General features: G+C 61.2%; 16 protein-coding genes. 10 read left to right on the forward strand and 6 right to left on the reverse strand.

All coding sequences use genetic code 11. From position 1 onward, the window contains the following. Positions 1–71 precede the first annotated feature (71 nt). The 6 genes from ACIQWS_RS23515 (at position 72) to ACIQWS_RS23540 (ending at position 5336) form a co-directional block, all read left to right on the forward strand. On the forward strand, positions 72–935 hold the full coding sequence (locus ACIQWS_RS23515; RefSeq protein WP_403184803.1) for a branched-chain amino acid ABC transporter permease: 864 nt from the start codon (positions 72–74) through the stop codon (positions 933–935). 1 nt (position 936) lies between these two features. Next, entirely contained in the window at positions 937–1944 is a 1008-nt protein-coding gene (locus tag ACIQWS_RS23520; protein WP_403184805.1) for a branched-chain amino acid ABC transporter permease, read from the forward strand. Then, positions 1941–2705: an ABC transporter ATP-binding protein gene (locus ACIQWS_RS23525; RefSeq protein ID WP_346305952.1), complete on the forward strand. Its 765-nt coding sequence runs from the start codon at positions 1941–1943 to the stop codon at positions 2703–2705. Before ACIQWS_RS23520 ends, ACIQWS_RS23525 begins: the two co-directional genes overlap by 4 nt. Next, entirely contained in the window at positions 2686–3405 is a 720-nt protein-coding gene (locus ACIQWS_RS23530; RefSeq protein WP_403184809.1) for an ABC transporter ATP-binding protein, read from the forward strand. The genes ACIQWS_RS23525 and ACIQWS_RS23530 overlap by 20 nt, the downstream gene beginning before the upstream one ends. A 28-nt stretch (positions 3406–3433) precedes the next feature. Next, on the forward strand, positions 3434–4237 hold the full coding sequence (locus ACIQWS_RS23535) for an alpha/beta fold hydrolase (RefSeq protein ID WP_403184811.1): 804 nt from the start codon (positions 3434–3436) through the stop codon (positions 4235–4237). Between the two features lie 193 nt (positions 4238–4430). Further along, positions 4431–5336 carry a DMT family transporter gene (locus ACIQWS_RS23540; RefSeq protein WP_403184813.1) on the forward strand — a complete coding sequence of 302 codons (906 nt, stop codon included), beginning with the start codon at positions 4431–4433 and terminating at the stop codon, positions 5334–5336. Positions 5337–5345: 9 nt separating this feature from the next. Here ACIQWS_RS23540 and ACIQWS_RS23545 read toward each other — a convergent pair whose 3' ends face one another. From ACIQWS_RS23545 to ACIQWS_RS23570, 6 genes are read right to left on the reverse strand one after another with little or no spacing between them, the layout of a single operon-like run. Then, positions 5346–7076 (reverse strand): M14 family metallopeptidase, encoded by a 1731-nt coding sequence (locus ACIQWS_RS23545; RefSeq protein WP_403184815.1) that lies wholly within the window; start codon positions 7074–7076, stop codon positions 5346–5348. A gap of 16 nt (positions 7077–7092) precedes the next feature. Further along, entirely contained in the window at positions 7093–7947 is an 855-nt protein-coding gene (locus ACIQWS_RS23550) for an ABC transporter permease (protein ID WP_130272160.1), read from the reverse strand. A 4-nt stretch (positions 7948–7951) separates the two neighbouring features. Beyond that, positions 7952–8875 carry an ABC transporter permease gene (locus tag ACIQWS_RS23555; RefSeq protein ID WP_223615886.1) on the reverse strand — a complete coding sequence of 308 codons (924 nt, stop codon included), beginning with the start codon at positions 8873–8875 and terminating at the stop codon, positions 7952–7954. Between the two features lie 57 nt (positions 8876–8932). Continuing rightward, positions 8933–10468 carry an ABC transporter substrate-binding protein gene (locus tag ACIQWS_RS23560; protein WP_403184819.1) on the reverse strand — a complete coding sequence of 512 codons (1536 nt, stop codon included), beginning with the start codon at positions 10466–10468 and terminating at the stop codon, positions 8933–8935. Between the two features lie 35 nt (positions 10469–10503). Next, positions 10504–12336 carry a dipeptide ABC transporter ATP-binding protein gene (locus ACIQWS_RS23565; RefSeq protein WP_403184821.1) on the reverse strand — a complete coding sequence of 611 codons (1833 nt, stop codon included), beginning with the start codon at positions 12334–12336 and terminating at the stop codon, positions 10504–10506. Between the two features lie 10 nt (positions 12337–12346). Continuing rightward, on the reverse strand, positions 12347–12934 hold the full coding sequence (locus tag ACIQWS_RS23570) for a winged helix DNA-binding protein (RefSeq protein ID WP_105735062.1): 588 nt from the start codon (positions 12932–12934) through the stop codon (positions 12347–12349). A 120-nt stretch (positions 12935–13054) separates the two neighbouring features. Here ACIQWS_RS23570 and ACIQWS_RS23575 point away from each other — a divergent pair, with 120 nt between their 5' ends. The 4 genes from ACIQWS_RS23575 to efeB all read left to right on the forward strand — a co-directional run bounded on the left by ACIQWS_RS23575 (position 13055) and on the right by efeB (position 20315). Further along, positions 13055–16672, forward strand: a complete 3618-nt coding sequence (locus ACIQWS_RS23575; RefSeq protein WP_403184824.1) for a hydantoinase B/oxoprolinase family protein — start codon at positions 13055–13057, stop codon at positions 16670–16672. Between the two features lie 274 nt (positions 16673–16946). Next, the gene (gene efeU, locus ACIQWS_RS23580; RefSeq protein WP_346305411.1) at positions 16947–17786 is read left to right on the forward strand and encodes an iron uptake transporter permease EfeU; all 840 of its coding nucleotides are present in this window, start codon (positions 16947–16949) and stop codon (positions 17784–17786) included. A 9-nt stretch (positions 17787–17795) separates the two neighbouring features. After that, positions 17796–18986, forward strand: a complete 1191-nt coding sequence (gene efeO, locus ACIQWS_RS23585) for an iron uptake system protein EfeO (RefSeq protein ID WP_403184828.1) — start codon at positions 17796–17798, stop codon at positions 18984–18986. Positions 18987–19001: 15 nt separating this feature from the next. Beyond that, positions 19002–20315: an iron uptake transporter deferrochelatase/peroxidase subunit gene (efeB, locus tag ACIQWS_RS23590; RefSeq protein WP_403184830.1), complete on the forward strand. Its 1314-nt coding sequence runs from the start codon at positions 19002–19004 to the stop codon at positions 20313–20315. Positions 20316–20321 lie beyond the last annotated feature (6 nt).

Below are 20321 nucleotides of genomic sequence, written 5' to 3' on the forward strand. Positions count from 1 at the left end.
CCCCTTGTGGGGGAGATGGGCGGAAGCCCGGAGGGGGGTGATAACCTTCTTTCCGTGAGCGGGATGATCTGATGCAGGTTTTCTTCAGCATAGGCGTCGATGCGCTCGCCTACGGGATGGTGCTTTTCATCATCTCCATCGGCCTGTCCGTGACCATGGGGCTGATGCGCGTCGTCAACCTCGCCCATGGCGCCTTCGCCATGATCGGCGGTTATATCGCCTCCTATGCGGCGCGCGATCTGGGGCTCGCCTACGGTTTTGCCATCATTCTCGCCGTCATCGGCACGATCATCATCGCCATTCCGCTGGAGCGCTTCCTCTATCGCCGCATCTATGGCGCGCCGGAACTGACGCAGGTGCTGATGACCATCGGCATCACCTTCTGCGTCATCGGCCTTGCCAATTATGTCTTTGGCCCGACATTGAAAACCATTCCCCTTCCTGCCGACCTGCAGGGTCCGGTCAATCTCGGCTTCCGTACCATTGCCGCCCACAAGCTCTTTGCCATTGCGTGCGGCGTTGCCGTGGCGCTCGGCCTGTGGTTTCTCATCGAGCGCACGTCGTTCGGAGTCAAGCTGCGCGCTTCGGTCGACAACACCGCCATGGCCGCTTCGCTCGGCGTGCGCACGCGGATCGTCTATGCCGCAAGCTTTGCCCTCGCCGTGGGGCTTGCCGCCTTTGGCGGCGTGATCGGCGCGGAGCTTTTGCCCGTCGAGCCCTATTATGCGCTGCGCTATATGGTGACCTTCCTCGTTGTCGTTTCGGTCGGCGGCGCCGGTTCCATTCCCGGCGCCCTCATTGCCTGCCTTCTGCTTGGCGCCATCGATACGACAGGGCGCTATCTCGTGCCAGAATATGGCGAATTCTTCTTCTATCTCGCGGTGATTGCCATCGTCTGGGTGTTTCCGCGCGGCCTTCTCGGAAGGGCGAAATGACATGAGTGCCACCGACATCTCCCCGTCCGCCGCTCCGGCTGTCCGCATGGGCAGGCCATGGCAGCGTGATCTTATCGGCGTTGCCGTCATCGTCCTGGCTGCCATCGGCGGCTACGTCCTGTTTCCGGACAACCTGGCGCTGCTGACCCGCATCATTGCTATCATGCTGCTGGTGCTGTCGCTTGACCTCGTCACCGGTTATTGCGGTGTTGCAACCCTCGGCCATGCCGCATTGTTCGGTGCAGGGGCCTATGCGGCAGGCATAGCTGCCGTCACCTTCGGCATCACCGAACCGATCAGCATGATCGCTATCGGCGCCATCGCCGGAGCCGTGGCCGGTCTTGTCTCCGGCGTCGTCATCCTGCGCGGCCATGGCCTTGCCCAACTGGTCCTGTCCATTGCGGTCATTCACCTCTTCCATGAAGCGGCCAACAAGGCATCCACCTATACTGGCGGCAGCGACGGCCTCTCGGGTATTGCACCCGATCCGCTGTTTGGGCTCTTTGCCTTCGATCTCTGGGGGCGGACGGCCTACGTCTTCGGTATCGTCCTGCTCATCGCTGTCTTTGTTCTCCTGCGTATCCTCGTGCGCTCGCCCTTCGGCATGCTGTGCCGCGGCATCCGCCAGGACCCTGTCCGCGTCAGCGCCATGGGTGCTTCGGTCAAGGCGAGCCTGATCAGGATGTATGTGATATCGGGCGCCGTCGCCGGCATTGGCGGTGCGCTCAATGCGGTGTCAACGCAGGTCGTCGGGCTCGACAGCCTGAGCTTCACCAACTCAGCCGAGGCGCTGGTCATGCTGGTGCTGGGCGGTGCGGGCTCGCTCTTTGGCGCGCTTGCCGGCACGGTCGTGTTCATGTGGTTCGAACATGTGGTCTCCGCCGCCAACCCGTTCCACTGGCTGACCATTGTCGGCGCCTTGCTGATTGCCGTGGTGCTCTTCGCACCGAAGGGGCTCTATGGCACGGCGGCAGATCTCGCCAGACGTTTTGCAAGGAGCAATCCATGAGTGCGGTCTTTGCAGTCGAACGGCTGAAAAAATCCTTTGGCGGACTGGATGTCACCCGGGATGTTTCGCTGTCCATGGCGCGGGGAGACCGGCTGGCGCTGATCGGCCCGAACGGCGCGGGGAAAACCACCTTTGTCAATCTGGTGACGGGGCACCTGCAGGCGAGTTCCGGACGGGTGCTGATGGATGGCGAGGACATATCCCGCTTCAGTCCGATGCGGCGTGTGCGTGCCGGGCTCGTGCGTTCCTTTCAGGTCACCCGGTTGTTCCCGGAGATGACGCCCGAGGAGCATGTGGCGCTGGCCATCCTGCAGCGCGAGGGCAAATCCGGGCGCATGGCCGGGAATTTTCATGCCATGCCGCAGGTTATGCGCGAAATGCGCGGCATCCTTGAAACGCTCAATCTCGGTGCGCTTGCATCCGTGCCGGTGGGCGCGATTGCCTATGGCCAGCAGCGCCTCCTGGAAATTGCCCTGGCAATGGCGCTGCGCCCGAAGGTGCTGCTGCTGGATGAACCGGCGGCGGGCGTGCCGCACAGCGATACGTTCCTGATCGAAAATGCGCTTGCGCAACTGCCCGACGATCTCGCGGTGCTGATGATCGAGCATGACATGGATCTCGTTTTCCGCTTTGCCAAGCGGGTCGTGGTGCTCGCCGCAGGGGCCGTCATCTTCGATGGTTCGCCGCGCGACGTGACCGAAGATGCGCGGGTGCGCGAAGCCTATCTGGGGAGCTATGCCCATGCCAGCAGCGCAGCTTGAAGTGGAAAATCTCTGTGCGGGCTATGGCCCGACGCGGGTGATCGAGAATATTTCTTTCACCGCGGCAGCCGGGTCACGCGTGGCCGTGCTCGGCCGCAACGGTGTCGGTAAGACGACATTGTTCGCAACGCTTGCCGGACAGACGAAGCGCTATGACGGGACCATCAAACTCGGCAACAGCGACCTGACCGCGATGGACAGCGCCGCGCGCGCCTGGAGCGGGCTCGGCTTCGTTCCGCAGTCACGGGCGATTTTTCCATCGCTGACGGTGGAGGAAAATCTGTTCGTCGGTCTGAAAGGCAGGCCGCGCAGCGCATTGCAGGAAGCCTATGACATGTTTCCGCGCCTGTACGAACGCCGCACCAATTCCGGCTCAAAACTGTCGGGCGGCGAACAGCAGATGCTGTCCACGGCCCGCACGATCCTTGGCCGCCCTTCCCTGCTGCTTCTGGACGAACCGCTGGAGGGACTGGCGCCGGTTATCTGCGAGGAACTGATGGCGGCATTTTCACGCCTCGCTTCCAGCGGTGAAATGACGATCCTCCTGGTGGAGCAACGTATCCAGAGCGCCTTGGAATTTGCCGAGCGTGTCATTATTCTCGAACGCGGGCGCATCGTCTGGGACGGCTCGTCGGAGCAATTGTCCAAGGACGATGAAACGGTTCATCAGCTGCTTGGCGTGTCGAGCCTTGCCCATTGAAGCCTTGTTGCGATTGGGAATGGTTACTATGACATTCAAGGACGACGATCTGACGATGTTCGAGGCGGATGGCGCGGCGCCTTTGCCCGCGGCAAGCGGTGAAGGCTATGTCGAGCACGAGGGCGCCCGGATCTGGTATGCGTCCTACGGCTCCGGCGCTCCGGTGATCCTCCTGCATGGCGGCCTCGGTCACAGCGGCAACTGGGGGTATCAGCTTCCGGCCCTGGTCCATTCCGGCCGCCGGGTCATCGTCATCGACAGCCGCGGCCATGGCCGCAGCACGCGGGACGAGCGGCCCTATACCTATCACCTGATGGCGTCGGATGTTCTGGCTGTCATGGATAGATTGCAGCTTGCAAAAGCGGCCCTTGTCGGCTGGAGCGACGGTGCCTGCATTGCGCTGGTGCTCGCCAGCCAGAAACCGGATCGCGTCACGGGTGTTTTCTTCTTCGGCTGCAACATGGACCCGAGCGGCACCCGGGAATTCGTGCCGACACCGGTGATCGACCGGTGTTTTGCCCGCCACAAGAAGGATTATGCAGCGCTCTCGGCAACGCCGGATGACTTCGACGCGTTTGTCGGCGCGGTCAGCCTGATGATGCAGACCGAACCCAATTATACCACCGCCGATCTTGGCAGAATCCGCGTGCCTGTTTCCATCGTGCAGAGCGAGCATGACGAGTTCATCAAACCCGAACACGCTGCCTATCTCGCCCGCAGCATTCCCCACGCCGAACTGATCGGCCTGCCCGGCGTCAGCCATTTCGCTCCACTGCAGAGGCCGGAACTGTTCAACAAGACGGTGCTGAGTTTCCTCGACAAATTGCCTTGAGTCTTGGACTTTAGTCTCAAATACCTCTCGCGCATTCCGTGCTATGTGATTTTGGCTATCATCATGCCGTGCTGTCAATATTTCGACAGGCGGTAGAATTTTCATTTTTGATTTTACTGAATACGCTGGGCTTGCGCCTGAATCACGCAGCCCGGCACTTCAGACCAGAGTGATTTGAAACAGGAAGTTACCCGTGAAAAGTCTTTCGAGTTTTCATGCCGGGATAGGTGCAGCGATGCTCGCGGCGCTGTGCTGGGGAACAGCGACCGTGATGTCAAAATCTGTCTTGGCCGATGTTTCGCCGGTGTCCCTCCTGGTTCTACAGTTGGCTGGCAGTGTTGCGATGTTGTGGCTGGTTGTCTGGGGGCAACGAACTGCGTCCGGACGTTGGCGGGAGATTATGCGATATGCCTGGCTCGGGCTGCTCGAGCCCGGCCTGGCCTATCTGCTTGGTCTTATCGGTCTGACGGACATGAAGGCGGGCGCAGCCACACTCATCCAGTCATCGGAAGCCATCATGATCGTGGTGGCATCCGTCGTTATCCTGCGCGTGGCACCGACGGGGCGCTTTCTGGTTCTATCCGTCGTCGCTCTTGCGGGCCTGGTGGTTGCCTTGGGTCTGCTCAATTTCAGTGAAGCAACGGGCAATGGGGCTTTTGGCGTCACGTTGATGTTTTTTGCGACAGCCGTAGCCGCGATTTATGTCGTTCTATCGTCGCGCATTGCGTTGAAAACCAGCCCGATCGTTATCGTCGCGTGGCAACAAACCGTGGCTCTGGTCTTCGCCTTGGTTTTGCTTCCGGTGGAATGGCTCTTGTCTCCGGACGGTATAGGCTTGCCCCAGTCCCTTCGAATATGGCTGCTGGTTCTTGTATCCGGTATTATCCAATATGCGCTGGGCTTCTCGCTTTACATGCGGGCGCTGGGCTTGATCAGCGCGAACGTCGCAGGCAGTTTTCTTAATCTGACGCCGGTTTTCGGCTTGGGCATGGCCTTTGTTTTTCTGGATGAGATGATGACGCCTCTACAATTGGCCGGTACCGCCGTCACCATCACCGCTGTCATGTTGATCACGCTGAGTGGGCAAACCCAACACTGAGGCCTCCACTCAGGCCACGGATTCGATCATCTGAAACGCATCATATGCGGCAAGAACGGTTTCCATCTGCGCGGTATGTCCGGCGATGAACGCGTCGCCATATATCGTTTCATCGGGATATTCCGTGATCAGCGTCAACGGCACGTCATGCCTGTCATCGACCGAGATCATGCAGGGAAAGCCGTTGATGATGCGGAAACCGGTTTCACCCGCATGGGTTTCGTAGAGGCTGATCTGCGTGTCGTTGAAGGCGACGAGCCCGGGCACGGCGGCCAGGCGCCGGGTCACCGCATCGATGAAGCGCTCGGCCCGCTCTTCCCATCCGTGCTGGTAACGCATGATGAGGAAGAAACCTTTCGGCAGGGTCCACATGGCAAAGCCGCGCGGCACATAACCGGAAAGCGGCCGCGTCCATTCGTGGGCGGGGTAGCCATGCAGGTTGATGTGCAGGCGCGCGCCACTCAGGCGCTGCGCCTCAAAGCGGATCGCTTTCTCATGGGGCTGAGCGGCGGTGCGGTACTCCAGGTCGTCGCCCAGCGCCGTGTAGCGCGCCGCATGGTGCATGTGGCGCGGATTGTCGGCGCGCAGACGATGATGCACGGCGTAACCATCCGGATTTTCCAGCGGCGAAATGGTGAAATGCGCGCCCGGACGGCTCGCAAGTGCCTGCGCTCCGCGCAACGCACCGATGATACCAGTTGTTTCATTCGGGTGCTGGCCGCCGCTGATCATGACGGCGGCATCGGTGCCCCTGTGGTAGCGGGCTTGAACCGCCCTCCCGGCACGAGAGCGTGCCTCGAAGGTTTCACCCTCGATGCCGGAAAGTTCCGTGCGGACCTGTGCAACGAAGATGGGCGCATGCGCCGTCGCAAGAGACTGTGCCTCGCCGGATGTTTCGGATGTATCGAGCGTGCGGGTTTCGATCCGGACCGCAGGAGCACCCTCGCCTTCGGTGATCTCCGGTATGATCTGCCCGGGCTGCAGCCCGCGGTCGCCGAGCGGACGGCCGGATTTTTTCTGGAATACTTCCAGCAGCGAAAAATAGAAGTCTTCGTGCAGCGCCTCGCGCAGGCTGATGACTTCATCGCCGAATGGCAGCGGCTGGTCGGCCATGGGCAGAGTTGCGCGGATGTTGAGCTCGCCGAAATAGGGCTCGGTATTGCCCCAGCCGTGATCGATCACGGCGCGCATGGCATTGGCGAACAGGGCTTCGTAGTCGGTCTCGAGGCGCGTGCCCTCGAAGGCGCCGTTCAGCCGGATCCAGCCGGCGGGCGAGACAAGGGTTTCGCCAATGAAATCCGTATGGATGCGATTGGGGGCGAAAATCGTGTGCTCAGCCTTGCGGCCGTCCTTGTAGACCAGCGTCACATCATAGGTGAAGGGTGCGCTGCTGCCGGTTTCAAAGCGCAGCTCGGCGGTGCCGGTCAGCGCCGCCAGCGGATAGGTTTCCAGGAGAAAGCGGTTCTGCGGGCAGTTTTCGTGCACGGGATAGGCGATGGCGATGCTCTTGAGGGCGGGGATATCGACTTCTTCCAGAAAGAAATGCAGGAGCGGCTTGTAGGCGCTGCGCAAGCGCGCCTTAACGCCGATGGCCGCAAGCTTTTCCTCGGCGGCACGCCGGCTCGGCGCATCCTCAAACAGCCAGGCTTCGAGACGCGTGCCGCGGGCCGTCGCCTCGCCATAGGTTGCGAGGAGCTGGTCGAGGGTGCGGTTGAACCCGCTTTCATAAATAAGTGTCATTTCAATTCACTGTTGATTAGCGCGATGTTCGTCCGGTGGGATCAAGGCTGTCGCGCAGCCAATCGCCCAGAAGGTTCAAGCCCAGTACGGTCAGGAGAATGGCGAGACCGGGAAAGACGCTGACCCACCAGGCATTCTGCAGATAGGTGCGTCCGTCCGCGAGCATGCCGCCCCAGCTCGGGATCAGCGGATCGACGCCAAGGCCGAGAAAGGTCAGGCTGCTCTCCAGCAGGATGTTGGTGGCGACGTTGAGGGTCATCAGCACGATGACCGGACCGATCAGGTTCGGCAGCAGGTGCTGGAACAGAATGCGGTGGTCTTTCACGCCGATAGCGCGGGCCGAGAGGATGAATTCTCTGTCGCGCAGCGACAGCACCGAGCCGCGCACCAGCCGGGCATATTGCACCCATTGCGAGACGATCAGCAGGATGATCATGTTGGTCAGGCCGCCGCCGGCAATGGCAATGAAGGTGATGGCAAGAAGGATGAACGGCATGGCGAGCTGCACGTCGGCAAAGCGCATCACCACCATGTCCCAGAAGCCGCGGTAATAACCGGAGATCAGGCCCATCACCACGCCGATGATGACGGCGCCGGCAACGGAGATGAAGCCGACCTGCAGCGAAATCTTGCCGCCGGTGATCACCCGTGCCAGCACGTCACGGCCGAGCGGGTCGGTGCCGAAGGGATGCGCCCATTTCATGAAAGGCGGCAGCAGGCGCGCCATCAGGTCGATCTTTTCGGCACCGCCCGGAAAGATGACGCTGGAGAAGATGACGGCGAGGCACATGCCGCCGGCGAGCAGCGCGCCGAGGATGAATTCCAGATTGCGGAACCGCGCAAATCGAGGGGTGGAGGCTACGGCAGACATGGGCTTACTCCGTCCGGATGCGCGGGTCGACAAGGCCGTAGGCGATGTCGACGAGAAGATTGACGCCGATGATCATCAGGGAAAGGACCGTGATGACCGCCTGCAGCACGGGATAGTCGCGCGCGCCGACCGCATCGAATGCGAGTGTGCCAAGACCCGGCCAGTTGAACACGCGCTCGACCACCACGATACCGCCGAGCAGGCCGCCGAACTGCAGGCCGAAATAGGTGATGAGCGGAATGGCGCAATTGCGCAGCGCGTGCTTGTACAGGACGACATTCTCGCTGAGGCCCTTGGCCCGTGCCACCATGATGTATTGCGAGTTGAGGGTTTCCAGCATGGCGGTGCGCACCAGGCGCACATTGGTGGCGGTGAGGATGATGCCCATGGTCACGGCGGGCATGATGAAGCTCTCGAAACCGTTCATGCCGCTTGGCGGCAGCCATTTCAACGTGATGGCGAACAAAAGCACCAGCATCAGCGCCAGCCAGAAATTCGGGAAGGACAGGCCGACCAGGGACAGAATGCGGATCGCCTGATCCGCCCACTTGCCGCGCGATGTCGCTGCCTTGATGCCGAGCGGGATGGAAATGGCGATGGAGACGATCAGGGAGGAGAAGGCAAGAAGCAGCGTCGCGGGCAAGGCGGCGGCAAGCAGGGTGGAGACCTTCGTGCCGCCAAGGAAGCTGCGGCCGAAATCCAGCGTGAACAATCCCTTGATGAAGCCGAAATACTGGACAAGAAACGGCTGGTTGAGACCGAGCGCCTCACGGATGCGGACAAGGTCCGCTTCGGTCACGCTGCCTGCACCTTGTGTCAGCATCAGCGCCGGGTCGCCGGTGAGGCGAATGGCGAACGCCACGATGAGCGTCACGACAATGACGACGAAGATCGCCTGCAGAAAGCGTTTGATGAGAAAACCAGCCACGTCTCTATCCTTCAATCCTTGGCCCGCCGCCCCTTGCAAGGCGACGGGCCTGTTTTACTACTCGACCGTGACATCCGTCAGCCGCAGGCGGCTGTCGGGAACAGGCGTAAAATTCTTCACGCGCTTGCTCACGCCGAAAATCGCATTGTAATTGTAGAGCGGAATTTCCAGCGCCCGGTCCGCCGTGTAGTGAGCGATGGACTTGAGGATTTCCTCGCGCTTTGCCCGGTCGGTGATGGAACGCTGCGATTCCAGCAGCGCATCGAGCTTCGGATCGCTGTCATAGGGATTCCACTTTTCACCCGAGTGATACATGGAATAGGCGGTGTTGTCGTAATCGAGCGTCCAGCCGCCCCATGCCTGCTCAAACATCGCGCCGGTCTTGCCCGCCGGAATGATGTCATTGAGCAGGACATTGGTCTCGTAGGGCTTGATCGTGGCGTTGAGCCCGATGACCTGGAGATAGCTGGCGATGGCCTGCGACACCTCGTTGAACGTGGAGTCGTTGCCGCGCACGTCGATCTGCAGCGTGGTGCCGGTCGCAATGCCCGCTTCCTTCAGCAGGGCTTTGGCTTTTTCCGGATCGTAGGGCAGCGGCTTCATGTCGGGATCGTTGCCGAAGGACAGGGCGCCCTGGAAGCTGGCAATCGGCGCTGCCTGACCGCCAAGGATGGTCTGGATAATCGCATCACGATCAACGCCAAGGATCAGTGCCTTGCGCACCCGTTCATCCGCCGTCGGTCCGCTCTTGGTGTTGAAGCGCAGGGCATAGACGGTCGGTCCGGCGGTGCTGACCACTTCCAGCTTCGGATCGGCCTGAATGGTCGGGATCATGCCGACGGGAATGGTGGGGGGAATGACGAGGTCAACGCGGCCTGCCTGCAATTCGGCAACGGCGGTCGCGGGTTCCGCGATGAAGCGATATTCGAGATTGGAGAGTTTTGGTGCGCCGCCCCAATGGTCGGCAAAGGCTTCGAGCTTGATGCCGATCTTCGGCTCGTAGGAGACGACCTTGAACGGGCCGGTGCCGACGGGATGGGCGTTGAAATAATCGTCACCCTTTTCCTGGATGTATTTCGGCGGCACGATCATCGCGCCATAGCCGGCAAGCTTGGTCAGAAGCACCGGATCCGGCGCCTTCAGATGGAAATCGACGGTTTTCGCGTCGATGATTTCCACCTTGTCGATGGCGGCATAGTTGGAACGCTGCGGACCCTTCTTGCCTTCTTCGCCGAGAAGACGGTCGAAGGTGAATTTGACGGCTTCCGCATTGAAGGGTTCGCCGTCATGGAATTTTACGCCTTCGCGCAGGGTGAAGCGGATGCGCTTGCCTTCGTCGAGTTCTTCCCAGGCGGTGGCAAGGCCGGGTACCAGTTTCAGATCGGCGCCGCGATAGGTCAGGCCATCATAGATATTGGTGGCAACCGAGGCCCAGTTGACGAGAAACGTATCGATCGGATCCCAGCTGCCCGGGTCCTGCGGCGACGAAATGGTCAGCGTGCCCGCCGCCCATGCGGGTGCTGCGAGCAAGGCTGTGCCTGCCAGACCCAGCGCCAGAAACGCTGCATGTATTCCCCGTCGTGTTCTTATCATTGTTGTGTTCTCCTCATTATATGTAGACGTTTGGTTCAGGCCGCACTCGCCACAAAGTGGCCGGGTGCAATTTCGGTTCGCTTGAAAATGGCGGGTTCGTCGCCGACGCGGCGAATGGGGCTTGGTATTTCGCCTTCCAGCATGGCCCGGTTGCGCGCACGCGCGGGATCAGCCACGGGGACTGCCGACAAAAGGCGCTGGGTATAGGGATGTGCCGGCGTTTCGAAGATCTGCTGGCGGGTGCCGATTTCCACGACCTGGCCCAGATAAAGAACGGCGACGCGATGGCTCATCTTTTCAACGACAGCCATGTCATGGCTGATGAAGAGATAGGAGAGGCCCTGCTGCTCCTGCAATTCCATGAACAGGTTGAGGATTTGCGCCTGAATGGACACGTCGAGCGCCGACAGCGCCTCATCGGCAATGATCAGTTTGGGATTGGAAGCAAGCGCGCGGGCAATGCAGACGCGCTGGCGCTGGCCGCCGGAAAACTCGTGCGGATAGCGGCTGGCATGGGCGCTGGTCAGGCCGACCCGTTCCAGCAATTCATCGACGCGTTTCTGGATCGGCTTGCTGCCGTCGATCAATGCGTGGGTGCGGATGGGTTCGGCAATGGAGAAGCCGACGGTCTTGCGCGGATCGAGCGAGGCAAACGGGTCCTGGAAAATATACTGGATTTCCTGCCGCAGCTTTTGCCGTTCGGTGCCATTCATCGATGAGACGGGACGCCCGTCGAACAGAATGGTGCCCGACGTTTCCTTCTGCAGTTGCTGGATCGTCCGGCCGATCGTAGATTTCCCCGAACCGGACTCGCCGACAAGCGCAAGAGTTTCGCCGGGATGGATGTCGAACGAAACCTTCTCAACCGCATGGACCCGGTGGGTAACGCCGCCGAAAATGCCCTTCTTGATGTTGAAGCGGGTGACGAGATCACGCACTGAAAGGACGGGCGGCAGGCCGTAGCGGGCCGTGTCCTGAACATGTTCGCCGCCGACAAGGCGGGGTGTGTCACCGTCCATGACCGTCAGCGGCAGGCGCTTGGGATAGGCCTCTCCGGTCATGCTGCCGAGTTTCGGTACGGCGGCGAGCAGTGTCTGGGTGTAGGGATGCTGCGGGCGGGCGAAGATATCGGCAACCGGGCCTTCCTCGACCTTCCGGCCTTTCCACATCACCACCACGTCGTCGGCCATTTCGGCGACAACGCCCATGTCGTGGGTGATGAAGATCACCGCCATGCCGAGTTCGGTCTGCAATTCGCGGATGATGGTCAGAATCTGCGCCTGAATGGTGACATCGAGCGCGGTTGTTGGCTCATCGGCGATCAGCAGTTTCGGACGGCAGGCAAGCGCCATGGCGATCATGACACGCTGGCGCATGCCGCCAGACAGCTGGTGCGGGTAGCGGCCAAGCAGATCGGCAGCGTCGGGCAGGCGCACCATGTCCAGAAGCCGTTTAGCCTCGGCCAGCGCCGCCTGTTTGGACATGCCCTCATGCAGGATCAGAACTTCGGCGATCTGGTCGCCGATGGTGAACACCGGGTTGAGCGAGGTCATCGGCTCCTGGAAGATCATGGCGATCTCCTTGCCGCGAATGCCGCGCATGGTTTTCTGCGTGGCGGTGGTCAGGTCGATCCGCCCCTGGCGGCTTTCGAACAGCACCTGGCCGGTGGGGAACTGGCCGCCCATCATATCGGCAAGCCGCATGACGGAAAGCGAGGTCACGGACTTGCCGGACCCGGATTCGCCGACAATGGCAAGCGTGCGCCCTGCCCGCACCGAAAAGCTCAGATTCTCCACGACACGCGACGGACCGAACGCGACGGAAAGATTGTCCACGGCCAAGAGCGGGGCTGAAGCAGTATCGGTCACGCAGCTATCCTTAAAGTGTGGTGGCGGCGCGGGCCGCCTGATCGTAGGCGCCGGAGAGAAAGCGCAGGACGGCGGCGATTTCCGACAGCGTATCCTCGGCTGGCCGGGCATTGGTCGTCGATGCCACGAACAGCCGCTCGCGAATCTGGGCGTAACGCGTGCAGGCATCGGCGCCCTTGTTGGTGATCTTGATCGTCTTTTCCTTGGCGGCCTTGCCGGTGGTGACGAGCCCGGCCGCTTCCAGCTTGCGGATGGCATAGGTGGCGACGTGCGTGTCTTCGATATCGAGAACCAGACAGATGTCGGCGAGCTTCTTTTCGCGGCCGCGATGCCGCACGGAGTGAAGGATGAGAATTTCCGTGGCGGAAAGCCCTGGCAGTCCGGCGGCCGCCATGCAGCGCACCATCCAGCGGGAAAAGGCATGGGAGGCGAGGATCATGCCGTATTCGACTTCGGAAAGGCCGGGCGAACCGCCCTCGGCAAGATGGGCTGACGAGACAATGGGACCAATGGAGGAGACGGGTTTGAGATGCTTCGGCAATGCCGTTGCAAATTGTTCGAGATCCGCCGTGGTGTGGTCTTTCGGACCAGTCGTCATTCTGCTTGCCTCCGCCTTGACGAATTTATATCATCATTTTATCGACATATTGTCAATGACGCTATAGTCTATTAATTGGGCATGCTTACAAATGTGGCAGTCGATCAAGAGGAGTGCGGGATGAGCATCGGAAGCTGGGATTTCTGGGTCGACCGGGGCGGCACGTTTACCGATGTCATCGGGCGCGATCCGCACGGCGTGCTGCATGCCCGCAAGGTGCTGTCCGAAAATCCCGAGGCTTACAAGGATGCCGCCGTGCAGGGCATCCGCCTGCATCTCGGGCTGAAGCCGGGCGAAGCCATTCCGGCCGGACGAATCGGCGAAGTGCGCATGGGCACCACCGTTGCCACCAATGCCCTGTTGGAGCGTAAGGGCGAACGGCTTGCCCTTGTGACGACCAGGGGATTTCGCGATGCGCTTCGCATTGGCTATCAGGAACGCAAGAACATCTTTGCCACCGAGATCATCAAGGCCGAAGCACTGTATGATCAGGTCGTGGAAATCAATGAGCGCGTGCTCGCCGATGGCACGGTTGAGATCGCCTTTGACGAAGTGCAGGCGCGCGCAGCCCTGAAGGCGTTGAAGGATGAAGGCTATGACGCGCTCGCCATCGTGTTCATGCATGCCTATAAATTTCCGGCGCACGAGGCTGCCATGGCCGCCATCGCCCGAGAGATGGGTTTTGCCCAGGTATCCGTCAGCCATGAAGTCTCCCCGCTGATCAAGCTGGTCGGGCGCGGTGATACAACCGTCATCGACGCCTATCTCTCGCCGGTCCTGCGCCGCTATGTGGCACAGGTATCGGCGGAGCTGGACATTGCCCGCACCGGCGCGCGCGTCATGTTCATGATGTCCTCAGGCGGTCTGACCGCTGCCGATATGTTCCAGGGCAAGGATGCCATCCTGTCCGGCCCGGCCGGCGGCGTTGTCGGCCTGGCCCGCACCGGCGAAGAAGCCGGCTTTCCCAACGTCATCGGTTTCGACATGGGCGGCACATCAACGGATGTCGCGCATTTCGATGGCGAGTATGAGCGCGCTTTCGAGACGGAAGTGGCAGGGGTGCGGGTGCGCGCGCCGATGATGCTCATCCACACGGTTGCCGCCGGTGGCGGATCGATCCTGCATTTCGATGCGGGTCGTTTCCGTGTCGGCCCGGATTCCGCCGGTGCCAACCCCGGCCCCGCCTGCTACCGCAATGGCGGCCCGCTGGCCGTGACCGATGCCAATGTCATGGTCGGCAAGCTCCTGCCCGAATTCTTCCCGCCGATCTTCGGACCGGACCAGAATCAGCCGCTGGATGTCGATGCCGTGCGCTCGCGCTTTGCCGAACTGGCAGGCCGGATCGGTGACGGCCGCAGCCCCGAAGATGTGGCTGACGGTTTTATCCGCATCGCCGTTGCCAATATGGTCGAGGCGATCAAGAAGATTTCCGTGCAGCGCGGTTATGACGTGACGCGCTATGCGCTGAGCTGCTTCGGCGGTGCCGGCGGCCAGCATGCCTGCCTGGTTGCCGATGCATTGGGCATGAAGAGCATTCTCGTTCATCCGATGTCGGGTCTGCTGTCCGCCTATGGCATGGGACTTGCCGATATCCGGGCGACCCGGCAAAAGGCACTGGGTGTGCCGCTCGATCCGGCCGCCCCTGCCCCGCTTGCCGGTCTGGCCGCGGAGCTCCAGCAGGAATGCCTGTCCGAGCTCAATGCGCAGGGTATCGCCGAAAATGAGATCACCACCATCGTGCGCGCCCATATCCGCTACGCCGGTACGGATACCGTGCTGGCCGTCGAGGCGACCTTTCCGGCGCATGACGATATCGGCCGTTTGCGGCGCGAGTTCGAAATCCTGCACAAGCGCCGTTTTGGATTTGTTGCCGAAAACAAGGCGCTGGTCATTGACGCGGTGGAAGTGGAGACCGTCGGCGGCGGTGCCGGTCAAGCCGAGGCGGCCGTCGATGCGACAGCAACCGGCGAGCCGGATGCGGTGCGGCACAACCGCTTCTATTCGCAAGGGGCAGCGCATGACGCGGCCGTGGTGCTGCGCGATGCGATGCAGCCCGGCCAGCGCCTCACCGGTCCGGCCATCGTCATCGAGCCGAACCAGACGATTGTTATCGAGGACGGCTGGCAGGCGGAACTGACGGCCAAGAACCATATCGTTCTCAAGCGCATCAAGGCGCTGCCGGACCGCTCCGCCATCGGCACGAAAGCCGACCCGGTCATGCTGGAGATTTTCAACAATCTCTTCATGTCGATCGCCGAGCAGATGGGCGTAACGCTGCAGAACACCGCCTATTCCGTCAATATCAAGGAGCGGCTGGATTTCTCCTGCGCCGTTTTCGATGCGGAAGGCAATCTTGTCGCCAATGCACCGCATATGCCGGTGCATCTCGGTTCGATGGATGCTTCCGTCGCTGCCGCCATTCGTGAGAATCCGGTCATTCATCCCGGCGATGTCTTCCTCATCAACGCCCCCTATAATGGCGGCACCCACCTGCCCGACCTGACGGTCTGCACGCCGGTGTTCGACGATGCCGGTACGACGATCCGTTTCTGGGTGGCGAGCCGTGGCCACCATGCGGATATCGGCGGCATCGCGCCGGGTTCCATGTCGCCGCTGGCAACGAACATCGAAGAAGAAGGCGTCTACATCGACAATTTCAAGCTGCTGGATCGCGGCCGTTTCTGCGAGGATGAGCTGGCGGCCCTTCTGACCGGCGCCCGCTATCCCGTGCGCACGCTGTTGCAGAACGTCAATGACCTGAAGGCGCAGGTTGCTGCCAACGAAAAGGGCGTGGCCGAGCTGCGCAAGATGATCAGTCATTTCGGCGAGGATGTCGTCGAGGCCTATATGGGCCATGTGCAGGACAATGCCGCCGAGAGCGTGCGCCGCGTGCTCGATCAGCTGCAGGACGGCAGCTTCACCTATGAGATGGATCAGGGGTGCAGCATCGTCGTCAAGATCTCGGTCGACAAGGTTGCGCGCGAGGTGACCGTCGATTTCACCGGCACGTCGGAACAGCGGTCCGACAATTTCAACGCGCCGCGCCCGGTGACGCGCGCTGCCGTGCTCTATGTCTTCCGAACACTGGTGCAGAGCGACATTCCGATGAATGCCGGATGTCTGCGCCCGATCCACATCATTGTTCCCGATGGCACCATGCTCTCGCCGGAATATCCCGCTGCGGTTGTCGCGGGGAATGTCGAGGTCAGCCAGGCCGTCACGAACTGTCTGTTCGGTGCCGTGGGTGCGCAGGCTGCCGCGCAAGGCACGATGAACAATCTCACCTTCGGCAATGACCAGTACCAGTATTACGAGACGATCTGCTCCGGCGCCCCGGCTGGCCCCGGTTATAACGGCGCCGATGCCATCCACACCCACATGACCAACTCCCGCCTGACCGATCCGGAGATTCTCGAAACGCGCTTCCCGGTGGTGCTGGAAGATTTCCACATCCGCGCCGGTTCCGGGGGCAAGGGAAAATGGTCCGCCGGGAATGGCACGCAGCGGACGATCCGTGCACAGGAAAAGCTCGACTTCGCCATTCTTTCCGGTCATCGCCGTGTGGCGCCGTTCGGCCTGCTGGGCGGAGAGCCCGGGCAGACCGGCTCCAATGCGGTGCGCCGCAGGAGTGGGGCCGTCGAAGCGCTGCAGGGCTGTGCGCACACCGTGCTGGAAGCAGGTGAAGCCTTCATCATCGTCACGCCGACGGGCGGCGGCTACGGCAAGCCCGAGGCATGAATTTTCCGGCAGGTGCGCCTTTCCTCTTGGTAAAACCTGCCTGAAGACCTCATGTTCTGCAACCAGTGGTATTTGCAAGCGCTGCAAAGGGCGCATTTTCGTGTCGCAAAATAGTGGACAAAACCACTCAACATACGGAAAAGATTGCAGAAATTCGCCATCGCATCTTCTTAGAATTCTTCTAATATATTGTTATTGCTTCGTTTTTCGTCCCGGTTTATGACTTGCCCAGCGCTGCGCAACATCGGGCTGGCCGCGCCGAGGATTGGTTTTAATGCTTGTTCCATTTTTGATTATGCTGCGCGAGGGCATTGAGGCCGCGCTGATTGTCGGCATTGTTGCGAGTTATTTGAAGCAGACTGGTCGCGATGCCTGGATGCCTGCGGTGTGGGTGGGCATTCTGCTTGCCGTTGCCCTGTCCCTGTTCGTGGGCGCGGGCCTGCAGATGGTCAGTGCGCAGTTTCCCCAGAAAGCCCAGGAATTTTTCGAAGCCCTTGTCGGCTTCATCGCGGTGATCGTGCTGTCGTCCATGGTCTTCTGGATGCGCAAGGCTGCCCGCTCCATCAAATCGGAACTGCACACATCCATCGACGATGCGCTCGCCCATTCCTCCGGGCAGGGAGCGGCGCTGGTTGCCATGGTCTTCTTTGCAGTGGCCCGCGAGGGACTTGAGTCCGTCTTCTTCCTCCTGGCCATTTTTCAGCAGAGCGCGAACTCCGATGCGCCGCTCGGTGCGCTTCTGGGCATCCTGGTCTCCATCGGTCTCGGCTACGGCATCTATGCCGGCGGTGTCCGTCTCAACCTGAAGCGGTTCTTCTACTGGACAGGCCTGTTCATCCTCGTGGTGGCCGCCGGCATCCTTGCCGGTTCGCTGCGGCACCTGCACGAAGCGGGCGTCTGGAACAGCCTGCAGACGGTGGTGTTCGATTTGAGCAACGTGCTGCCGGTCAGCAGTGCCTTCGGTACGCTGCTGTCAGGCATGTTCGGCTATCAGGATATGCCGACGCTGGGTGAAATCATCGCCTATGTCGTGTTTCTCGCCGTAAGCCTGTTCTTCTTTCTGCGGCCTGCGCAGCGTCAAACCGCTGCCGCAGCGTCCCGGCCAACCCACTGAAAGTTTCCCATGGTCCAGAATGCGAACCCGTCTGCTCCCCGCCCGCCGTCACAAGCGCTGATGAAGCTTGCCGTCATGGGTGCCGGCTTGCTTGTCGTTGCTGGCGGAGGCGCATTTTATTATGCCTCGACGAAGGTCAAGACCGGCGCTTCGGCTGGCGCGATCACGGTGACGATCAGTGAGGGAAAATGTGATCCGAATGCCCTGACCGTTCCGGCGGGACGCACCACGTTCAATATCGTCAACAAGTCGGACCGGGCCCTTGAATGGGAAATACTCGACGGCGTCATGGTGCTGGAAGAACGGGAGAATATTGTTCCGGGCTTTACCCAGACATTTACCGCCAAGCTCAATCCCGGCACGTATCAAATCACCTGCGGACTGCTCAACAATCCGCGCGGGACCCTGACCGTAACACCTTCGGCGGAAGCCGATGCAGCGGCAGCGCGCCCGGCGCTGGTGGCGTTCGTTGGTCCGCTGGCCGAATACCAGGTCTTTCTTGCCACGCAGACGAGTGCGCTTGTGAAGGGCGTGCAGGCGCTTGACGAGGCCATCAAGGCCGGTGATATCGACAAGGCGCGGGAACTCTACCAGAAGGCCCGCCAGCCCTACATGCAGATCGAGCCCATGGCCGACCGCTTTGCCGATCTGCACAATGCGATCGATCCTGTCGCCGACTATCTGGAAAAGCGCGAGGCGGACGCCGGCTTTACCGGTTTTCACCGCATCGAGTACGGGCTTTATTCGGTCAAGAGCCTCGATGGCCTTGCGCCCGTCTCGGCAAAACTGCTGGCTGACGTTTCGACGCTCAAGGATCGGGTACGGTCATTGCGCGTCCCGCCTGATCAGATTGCCGCCAGCGCTGCCCGCCTGATCGGTACCATTGCAGGCACGAGGATCACAGCCGGCGAAAATCACTACGCGCGAACCGACCTTGCCGATTTTGAAGCCAATCTTGCCGGTGTAACGCGCATGATCGCGCTGATGAAACCCGTGGTTGCACAGGGCTCTCCTGCGGTTGTCGTGGATATCGAAGCGCGCTTCGCTGCCGTGGACGGCACGCTGAAATCGCTGCGCGGCGCGGATGGTTTCCCGGCCTATGACAGCGTAAGCGCGGACAAAAGAACGGCACTAGCCGCACAGATGCAGGCACTTGCCGACGCCATCGGCAAACTGAATGCCGCGGTCGGGCTGGAATAGGCTGGGGACGCAATCATGACAAAGGACAGAGACAACAAGCCCTTCATGACCAGCCGCCGCGGCCTCCTTCTCGGAGCAGGCGCAGCTGGCAGTGTGCTCGCGGCCGGCATCACGGCGTCTCAGGCCGCCAGCAGCCACGGCGAACAGGTGACCGACGCTCCCGTGAGCGACAAGATGCTGGAAGAGCAGCCCTTCCACGGGCACTATCAGTCCGGCATCGTGACACCGCGTCCGGCCGCCGGCATGGTGGCGTCGTTCCGGGTGCTGGCGAGCAAGCCGGAAGAGGTGGAGCGGCTGTTCAGAAGCCTCACCGAGCGGATTGCGTTCCTGATGAAGGGCGGCACGCCCCCTGCCCTCGACGACAAGCTGCCGCCAGCGGACAGCGGCATCCTCGGCCCGGTGGTCCTGCCCGACAATCTGACAATCACCGTTTCGCTTGGCGCATCGTTCTTCGAGCAGCGGGAGTGGCTTTCATCCCACAAGCCTGCCCGCCTGTCGCGCATGAAGGCGTTCAAGAACGACGCGCTGGACCAGTCGCTGTGTCATGGCGACCTGTCGTTGCAGATATCGTCGAACACACCCGACACCAATATTCACGCCCTGCGCGATATCCTGAAAAACCTGCCGGATCTGATGGTCCTGCGCTGGAAGCAGGAGGGGTCGGTTCCCGTCCTGCCGCGCAGCCCCGACGGGACGCACCAGAGTGCGCGCAACTTTCTCGGCTTTCGTGACGGATCGGCCAATCCCGATGCCGGCGACGCCGGTCTGATGCAGCGGATTGTCTGGATTCAGGACAGTGGCGACGAACCGGCCTGGGCACGCAATGGCAGCTATCAGGCGGTCCGGATCATCCGTAATTTCGTCGAGCGGTGGGATCGTACGCCGCTTGGCGAGCAGGAGCGCATTATCGGGCGGCTCAAGCCCAGCGGTGCTCCCTTTGGCGGCCGCACCGAAACGGAAGTGCCCGATTATGCAAAAGACCCGGACGGTGCTGTCACGCCGCTCGATGCGCATATCCGGCTGGCAAATGACCGCAGCAAGGCCGCCGACGCGCATCTCATCCTGCGCCGCCCGTTCAATTATTCCAACGGCGTGAGCAAATCCGGCCAGCTTGAGCAGGGGCTGCTGTTCATTTGCTACCAGGCGGATCTGGAGAAGGGATTCATTGCCGTTCAGAACAAGCTGAATGGCGAGCCGCTGGAAGAATACATCAAGCCTATTGGCGGCGGTTTCTTCTTTACCCTGCCGGGCGTCACCGGCGCCGACGATTTTCTTGGCCGAACCCTCTTGGAAGCAGCCGGCCATACGCCAACAAACACCAAATCCTAAGGAGCT

The sequence above is a fragment of the Phyllobacterium sp. NPDC097923 genome (genome assembly GCF_044760925.1).
Classification (GTDB): Bacteria; Pseudomonadota; Alphaproteobacteria; order Rhizobiales; family Rhizobiaceae; genus Phyllobacterium; species Phyllobacterium calauticae.